Source organism: Aliivibrio sp. SR45-2 (genome assembly GCF_963890165.1).
Taxonomy (GTDB): domain Bacteria; phylum Pseudomonadota; class Gammaproteobacteria; order Enterobacterales; family Vibrionaceae; genus Aliivibrio; species Aliivibrio salmonicida.
In genome coordinates this window covers 1-8,726 of sequence record NZ_CAWPRC010000212.1, presented here as the reverse complement: position 1 = coordinate 8,726, position 8,726 = coordinate 1, and the positions used below count along the sequence as shown (strand labels likewise).

The 8,726-nt window shown below is 34.6% G+C and carries 7 protein-coding genes; all 7 read right to left on the bottom strand.

The annotated features are described in order from the left end of the window. A partial coding sequence (locus tag AACV33_RS20060; RefSeq protein ID WP_182700593.1) for a hypothetical protein occupies nt 1-453 on the bottom strand: 453 nt, incomplete at its 3' end. Between the two features lie 733 nt (nt 454-1,186). Then, nucleotides 1,187-1,669, bottom strand: coding sequence for a lecithin retinol acyltransferase family protein (locus tag AACV33_RS20055; protein ID WP_061005965.1), 483 nt, complete (start codon nt 1,667-1,669; stop codon nt 1,187-1,189). 1,360 nt (nt 1,670-3,029) lie between these two features. After that, the gene (locus AACV33_RS20050) at nt 3,030-4,823 is read right to left on the bottom strand and encodes an ATP-binding protein (RefSeq protein ID WP_182700592.1); all 1,794 of its coding nucleotides are present in this window, start codon (nt 4,821-4,823) and stop codon (nt 3,030-3,032) included. Nucleotides 4,824-5,603: 780 nt separating this feature from the next. Further along, nucleotides 5,604-6,029, bottom strand: coding sequence for a hypothetical protein (locus AACV33_RS20045; RefSeq protein ID WP_065600793.1), 426 nt, complete (start codon nt 6,027-6,029; stop codon nt 5,604-5,606). Nucleotides 6,030-6,277: 248 nt separating this feature from the next. Next, the gene (locus AACV33_RS20040; protein WP_065596743.1) at nt 6,278-6,721 is read right to left on the bottom strand and encodes a GNAT family N-acetyltransferase; all 444 of its coding nucleotides are present in this window, start codon (nt 6,719-6,721) and stop codon (nt 6,278-6,280) included. Between the two features lie 188 nt (nt 6,722-6,909). After that, complete coding sequence (locus AACV33_RS20035) at nt 6,910-7,641, bottom strand: hypothetical protein (protein ID WP_063658207.1); 732 nt, start codon at nt 7,639-7,641, stop codon at nt 6,910-6,912. Next, nucleotides 7,638-8,465, bottom strand: a complete 828-nt coding sequence (locus AACV33_RS20030; protein ID WP_182700591.1) for a hypothetical protein — start codon at nt 8,463-8,465, stop codon at nt 7,638-7,640. Before AACV33_RS20030 ends, AACV33_RS20035 begins: the two co-directional genes overlap by 4 nt. Between the last annotated feature and the right edge of the window lie 261 nt (nt 8,466-8,726).

The following is an 8,726-nucleotide window of genomic DNA, read 5'->3' as shown; positions in this document are numbered from 1 at the left end:
TGTTTGGCACCAATGCTCATTAGAAATTGTTATTCTTTTTCCATTTACAACTATATTTGACTTAAATGTCTTCTTTTCTCTAGTCCGAGATATTTCGTTATCTGTAATAGAAAACTGACCAGTGGAGTCCATCCACTCAGATATTCCTTGTAATAAAACACTTACTTTCTTGAATTTACAACTTTTCTTTTCTCCCTTAACAACAACCTTGGGAAATATGCAATTATTCATAACCTCACAACTAAGAAAAGTAAAATTACCTTTTTGTGAAGTACATTTAAAAAAAGTATTTTTTGTAAATTGTGAAATATTTACATGATAATCAAACTCAACCTTTGGAATTCTTTTAGGTGATAGCACAAGCTTACCCTCACCAACAAGGGTTCCTTTTTTTGAAAAAACGGACACCATACAATCAAAATCATCAGTAAAACCAATATTACTTTCAAACATTTATCTAGCCTTACCTTAATTGATAGCTAAAAAACAACATAACGCCTGCATAACACGTTTGCTACCATGCAGACTTACCTGAATTTTACTGCCTTAATAACTGAAACTAAAGGCAAACTGACAACGCCGAATGTAGCAAATCGTGTTGATGCATTTGTTACACGATCTTTGTCAACGCTTCTATTAACTTGGTAAGGAATTGATTTACCAAGATTTACTGTAAACTGAGTTTAATTAGACTGGCTCAATTAAGCGAGCAAAATATCATTTCAACAACAATAACTGTGAAACGAAACAATCCCTTTTTCTTACACCATTTGTACGAATTGGTTTCAGCCAGTTTGGAACTGATAAACCAAATACCCTAACCACAATTGGGATTGAAAATGCTGCGATAAAAACACTGATGCAGACTAAAATGAGGCAAAACCCTGAACAATTGAAGCGTGAATTGGTTTCTGAAATCCATGAACTTTTGACAAAAATGGTCAATTGCCGAACCTGATGAAACGAATATTAAAAGGCAACAAAGAAAAAGGAAATCCACCCTACTTTCACGCCTAAAAAACTAATGGCTCAATCGCTGAGCTAAGCCAAAAAACTGCAATCTTAGAGTTCGTGTAACGCCGCAATAACACGTGCTGAACGCCTTACTTACCAAACTCAATTATACTCTAAACCGCGAATGCCGAGTGTAATAAGCATCGTGTTGATTGCTTTGTTATACCGTTACTTAATCTACTTTTTCAACAGCTTTCGCCCCTAAGACAGCTAAACCACCAAGTAAAATTGACCAACCTAGAAATTTTGCAAATTTAGGATTCTCGGAACATAGACCAACTAAAGCTATTCCTGCACCAGCGCCTACTACACCGGCAGTAACCTGTGTAGATGTTACCTTTAATCCTGTTGCCCACTTAACAAAGTGCTCACAGTTCTTAGATGTTACGGAATAAGGCCATAGACCAATTTGAGACCTAGCATCCGATAACACCTCAGATATAGGTTTAGAAAATTTAGCGTTTGTAACGTAGGTCTTTTTACCTTGGGTAACATCATGCCAAGGTTCTTCTTGAACTGTCCCATTTCTTTGTGTTGCGGATATTAATAGCGGTGTTCCTTTAGTACATACTTTGTCAGTAACAATAGACCAATGTTGGTAAACACCAAAATCTGATACAAGAACATCACCAGGTTTTACAGATATAGTTTTCAAAATTTAATCCTTTAAAATATTAACCATTTATATATTGTGGCTATTGGCGTAATTTCAAGGTATTTGACGCAAAAAGAAACGGTATAACGCCGCAATAACACGTGCGAAAGACTGACTTACAAAACCAATTATACTCTAAACCGCGAATGCCGAATGTAAATAGCATCGTGTTGATTGCTTTGTTATACGAGCCTTGCTTTCGCTCCGATAAAATTGGTAAAGAACTGATTTACCAAGATTTGCTGTAAATTGAGTTTAATTAGACTGGCTCAATTAAGCGAGCAAAATATCCAATCAACGGCAATAACTGTGAAACGAAACAATCCTTTTTTCTTACGCCATTTGTACGATTTGGTTTCAACCAATTTGGTGCTTATAAACCAATTACCATTACAACAATTGGGATTGAAAATGCTACGAGGAAAACACTGATACAGGCTAAAATGAGGTATAACCAAAGAACAATTGAAGCGTAAATTAGTCTCTGAAACGCCTGAATTTGGGACAATAATAGTTCAATGCCGAACCTGATGAAACGAACACAAAAAGGCAACAAAGAAAAAGGAAAACCACCCTACTTTCACACCTAAAAAACTAATGGTTCAATCGCTAAACTGAACCAAAAAACTGTATTCTCAGAGTTCGTATAACGCTGGCATAACACGTTTATTACCATGCAGACCAACCTGAATTTTACAGCCATCATCACAAAACTAAAGACAAACCCAGAATGCCGAATGTAATAAATCGTGTTGATGCGATTGTTGTGCGTGCTTACTTTCGGCTTGGCTAACTTGGTAAAGAACTGCCCCGCCAAGATTTTCTAAGCCATGATTTTAATTTACCGATGGCAATTAAGCGAACAAAATGTTCTTAAATTGCGAGATAAAGTGAATGGAAAACAAATATACTTTTTACGCCATTTGAACGACTTGGTTTCAGCAGATTTGGAACTGATAAACCAAATATCCTCGCCACAATTGGGATCAAAAATGCTGCGAACAAAACACTGATACAGGCTAAAATGAGGCATAACCAAAGAACAATTGAAGCGTGAATTAGCTTCTGAAACGCCTGAATTTAGGAAAATAAGGGCTAATTTGCCGAACCTGATGAAATGAAAACCAAAAGGCAGCAAAGAAGAAATTCACGCTTACTAAGCCGAAACTACGAAAGCCGCGATCCTTTTGATGAACCGTGCAAAAAATTCGGACTCAGTACGCACAACGCCTGCATAACACGTTTACTACTATGCAATTATACTTAAAATTAACGCCTTAAAACGAGAAACACCCGACAACCTGAGATGCCGAGTGTAGTAAATCGTGTTGATGCATTTGTTATGTGTGATTGTTACACATTAGTTGATCCTTGAGCCAATTGCATTAAACCACTCAAGCACCTCACCATTTGTATCAACCTCTTCGAGAAGTTCTAAGGTCATATTAGAAACGGCACGACTATTTAATTTTTTCTTTATATTACTTTCTTTATAAGGAGTATGATCAACTAGAAGATTCGGGATATCTGTTTGAGAATCGATTTCTAAATCAACTTCTAGTCGAAATGCTTGTTTAATTGCATCTACATGAAGATAATTTTCGGCTTCACGCTTACTAGTTAAGAAAGCTATTGAACCATCATTTCTACTATTAACACGATCACAAGCTTGTTGATATGCAGGTGGTGTGTCTGTATCGCGGTCATAAATATGAACTTCAGGTTTACCTATATGCCTTAAATAATGGAAATTTACCCAATCCTTAAGTGTTGAGCCTCCAAGAGGAAGTAGAACAATTCTAGGGTCGTTATTTAAATCTGGAACATCGACACCATCGCGTAGCAGAATACGAGACATTCCCTTAAAGAAGTTAACGTCATTTGGGCCTTCAAGACATAAGAACACTTGAGCACGGCTATCTGGTAATACTCCTAAATCCCTTGCTATATATTCATATACACTATCATTTTCTTGGGTAACAACTAAATCCCCACTGTCATTTCGATGAATATGCCTGATACTTTCTAATGGTAATTGACCAGCTAAAGCTGGGACATGTGTTGTAAGTAAGACTTGGCAATTTTCAAGACTAGCTAAATCACTAAATGCCTCTAATAATAGTCTCTGATTATTAGGATGTTGAGATGTTTCAGGCTCTTCAATTGCATAAATCACTCCACGACCAGAGTTCTCATTCTTTATTCGTTCAGCTTCAGCTTTAAAGAAACTAATAAGAACAAGTCTACGAACTCCGCTCCCTCTTTTATTTATATGAATTCCATCATCACCAACTAGAGATAGTTTAAAAATGCTATCCCACTTTGGTTCTGTTTTAAATTCAGGTGATAATTGCTGTGCTAAATTTGAATCTATATCGTTTAAATGGCTAATAGTATTTATTGCTACTGCCAATGCCTTTTCTTTAACTTTATCTTTTATATAATTTAAATCTTCTTCTATTTCACCAAGAGCGTTAATCACAGCAGCTTTCATTGGATCTTGAACTTCTGACTCATCATCTGTACTTGGACGATCAGCTCGAAACAAAGCAAAATGTGGCAGATAAGATTGAATTTGTTCCCATATTGCTTTCCCATCCTCCTTAGCTAAGGCTACCAGTTGGTTTGTTAATCTTAAATCCCCTTTTTCGTTATAGATTGCTTGTCGTAAAATAACGTTAGATCTTCGATCTTGAACATCAATAGATAAACGCTCTGCGATAGCTTTTAGTTCATCATTCTTTTTTAATAATATACCTTTAGCATCTCTAACTGATGGGTGACGACAATACGCATGAATTGCCCCTGCACCTTTACCTTTTTTAAAAATTTTATGTAATTCTAATTGCCCATCTTCATTGAGTAAAAATTCATCATTTAGTGTAGTTTGAGAACTTGCATCCAAAATAAGGTTATCTGGAATTCCAGAAAATACACAGCCGATAATTACATCATCATCAACACCAGAATAAACGCATTTATCACTAATATCATATTTACATAATTTATGACCAAAAAAGACACCTAAAGCATCAAGAACTGTAGTTTTACCTACATCATTTCGACCAATGAGGGCGGTTAGGTTATCAAGTGAGATTTCAATTCTCCCTTTATAACCACGAAAATTTTCAATTATTAATTTTTCTAGCTTCATCTGACTACTCTATTATATTGATTATTCGAATTTTCTTGAACACATAACGCTGGCATAACACGTTTATTACTATGCAAACCAACCTGAATTTTACCGCCTTAATCACAAAACTAAAGACAAACCCAGAACGCCGAATGTAATAAATCGTGTTGATGCGATTGTTGTGCGTGCTTACTTTCGGCTTGGCCAGCTTGGTAAAGAACTGCCCTGCCAAGATTTTCTAAGCCCTGATTCTAATTTACCAATGCCAATTAAGCGAACAAAATGTTCTTAAATTGCGAGATAAAGTAAATAGAAAACAAATACATTTTTCACACCATTTGAACGACTTGGTTTCAGCAAGTTTGAAACTGAAAAACCAAATACACTCGCCACAATTGGGATTGAAAATGCTGCGAGGAAAACATTGATGCAGAATAAAATGAGGCATAACCAAAGAACAATTGAAGCGTAAATTAGCCTCTGAAACGCCTGAACTTAGAGAAATAAGGGCTAATTTGCCGAACCTGATAATAACGGAAACCAAAGGCAACAAAGAAGAAAGGAACGCTTACTAAGCCAAAACTACGAAAGCTGCGATCCTATTGATGAACCGTGCAAAAAATTTCGGACTCAGTACGCACAACGCCTGCATAACACGTTTGCTACCATACAGATTAAGCCCAAATTTACCACTTAACACAGTAAACTCAAAGAAACCTAGAATGCCGAATGTAGCAAATCGTGTTGATGCATTTGTTATAACGTGCATTAACAGCGTACTTCGAAATTAAATTTACATTATTCTGTTTTATTTACAGCTTTCATTGATTGATTTAAAAACATCTTAATCATTCGCTTACTGATAAAGTGAACTCCTAGACTTATTAGGATTGCATCTACAATTACGGTGAATCCAAGAATGAAAAACAATTTGTTTAATTCCATTTGCCCTAATGATAAAACGACCAATGACTCACACAAACTTGCCCACAAAATAAAATAAGCGGTTAAACGTATTTTTTCATTTTTAGTAAATTGACGAGGATAGGATTTAGTAAAATGAAGACATATTAAAGTTATAGTCACATATAGAATAATCACTAATCCAGCGGCGCCAAGTTGTACGCTTGGAAGAAATGTTGCTATTGTAAGACCAAATGCAATCCAGATAATTGGTAACAATATTGAGTAGAGGAAGATTTTAGGTGTTTTTACGCTATTCATAACAAGTCCTTTTAATTAGATTTGAACACTTATTGCTCAAAAAAGAAATTACTACAAAAAGAATAAAGCGATGCCTACTTCTAGATATTATTCGAGCGACTTCAAATTAGAATATAATCCCAAAAACGTTATAACGCCTGCATAACACGTTTACTACTATGCAATTATACTTAAAATTGACGCCTTAAAACGAGAAACACCCGGCAAACTGAGATTGCCGAGTGTAGTAAATCGTGTTGATGCATTTGTTATAAGCACATTCTCACACGGTTCATATGAATAAATTGAGCATCTTCTGATGTTACTTGGAAACCAAATTTACGATATAAACCGCCTACCCGATTACCTTGTAAATAACACAATTTTACTGGCTTATTTTCGCTATCAGCAAACTCTAAACATTGACTTAAAATCTGACTTCCGATTCCTTTCCCGTGAAAATTTGGCAATAAAAAGAAACGGCAAAAATAGAAATGGTCGCCTTTGTTTTGAAGCAAATAGCTACCTACCGCTTCACCTGATATTTCAATGATGGTTGGTTTTTCTTCATCCCATTCATCTTGATGCATTTCACGTTGGACTTTATCATCCCAACCAAATACAGCCTTAATTGGCTCAAATTCAGCCGCCTTTTTAAGTTCAAATAAGAACTCAAAATCATTATCTTTCGCTGAACGCGTAGAAAATTTCAAACCTTTACCTCTGGCTCAAATAACCTTAATAAATCGGTGCTTATAACGCCTGCATAACACGTTTGCTACCATGTAGATTAAGCTTAAATTTACCACTTAATACGGTAAACCAAAAGAAACCTACAACGCCGAGTGTAGCAAATCGTGTTGATGCATTTGTTATACATTATGATTCATTTAGGTAAAAGTTAAATTTTATCTAAATAATCTTTAACACCAATAGCTTCCAACACATCTTGAAAATCTTTATGGTTGATTACATCTAGATTTTTATATTCCAAATATTTACTAGATATTAATATTAACTTGAAAAGGGAATAGTCAGTAAAGTTAATAAGGGTCTCGTAATAATCCATTTTATCTTTTAATGTAAAATCATTATCCAATGATATTTTTTCATTAATATTTTTTACTATAATGCAAAATGTCCTCGTCACTGAAAATATTTGATCATTATCATCAAAAGCTTCAATCGCCCTTTTAATTTGAGAGATAGAACCATTCGCTTGCTTAATATCAATAAGTATTGATTCCAATTCATTAACAGCTGAAGAGGAATGCCGAACTGAATCAACAAATTCTAACTTAAAACTTTCAAACAACACTTTTTGAGAATCAATCATATTAAAAAACCTTGATTCAAATGAACGAATTTTTTCAAAGTGTTCGCTTTTTTCAATTTCTAATTTTAAATGATTATTAGATTCCCTTTGGAGATTCAGAGAGCTGACAAGCAATACAATCGTAAAAAATGTTAAAATTGGATTTAACACACCACCTAAAAAGTCACCTAAAACACCCCAATCACCAGGATTCTTTGATATTACATATGAATGCAAATAGCTAAAATTATACCAATAAGAGAGCCATGCGATAGCGATAGCTGCAACTGATACAAAAACTATTCTTTTAAGCATCATACATACACACCAGTTATTAGATATTTAATAACTTTACCTTTAGGTAAAGTTACTTTTTTGACTTTAATCTTCATAAATTCACCATTTTCAGGAGGAACCGTATTATTTTTATGTAAATTTGATGAAATAGCCTTTCGCATTTTCTCTTTAACTGCTCTAACTTTACTAGCAAAACCAAAGGATTCTATTTCTTGTTTGTCTTTTATATAAAACCGACCATTACCAGTAATAGAGTGAAAACGAACTATAACTACATCCATATCTTCTTCTATATCTGAGCGCACTGCTTCTGTAATATTTCGTGCTGTATCTTTATTTAGTAATAATAGTTGCTTTGGTTCAACCAGTCCTCTTTTTCTTTGTCGAATTTTAATATCATAATTAAAATAATTCGCAATTTTATGAGTATCAACTAGTGGTTCTTTTAGTCTATCAATTAATTTATCAGATATCTCAGACAGTTCTTCGACTACACTTTCAGCTTCTGGGCTAAGGTCTCCAGACTCAAGATAAAGAGCTTCCATGACAAAATAACTGAGCACTTCTAAAAAGATATCATTACCAATTTTTCGTAACCGTCTTTGTAATACTCTATCTTCAACTTCGATCGAGAATTGATGTCCATATGAACCAGTAAATGATTGCTTCAAAACTGTTCTTGCATCACTCTTATGTGTTCTTTTTTCTGGAACACGAGAACGTAGAATAGCTTCAGCCGCTATACTAACTACATCTGAAGTTCCTTTAAGTGTCTCCAAACCATATTGCATATCAATTTCATTTTTAGGACTATTTATTACAACGTCCAAATTAACTTTCATCATTTTAGTACTAGCCTTTAACCGAAAGCAGAATTATATCTCATTCCTTTAAATCATAAAGACAAATATACTATATTTGAATAATGTATAACGCCTGCATAACACGTTTGCTACGATACAGACTTAACTGAATTTTTACGCCTTAATCACTGAAACTAAAGGCAAACTGACAACGCCGAGTGTAGCAAATCGTGTTGATGCATTTGTTACACGATCTTTGTCAACGCTTCGCTTTAATTGGTAAAGAATTGATTTACCAAGATT

Bases quoted from the DNA above. Each gene is read 5' to 3' on its own strand.
- AACV33_RS20030 (WP_182700591.1), bottom strand. From the start codon at position 8,465: ATGATGAAAGTTAATTTGGACGTTGTAATAAATAGTCCTAAAAATGAA.
- AACV33_RS20045 (WP_065600793.1), bottom strand. From the start codon at position 6,029: ATGAATAGCGTAAAAACACCTAAAATCTTCCTCTACTCAATATTGTTA.
- AACV33_RS20050 (WP_182700592.1), bottom strand. From the start codon at position 4,823: ATGAAGCTAGAAAAATTAATAATTGAAAATTTTCGTGGTTATAAAGGG.
- AACV33_RS20035 (WP_063658207.1), bottom strand. From the start codon at position 7,641: ATGATGCTTAAAAGAATAGTTTTTGTATCAGTTGCAGCTATCGCTATC.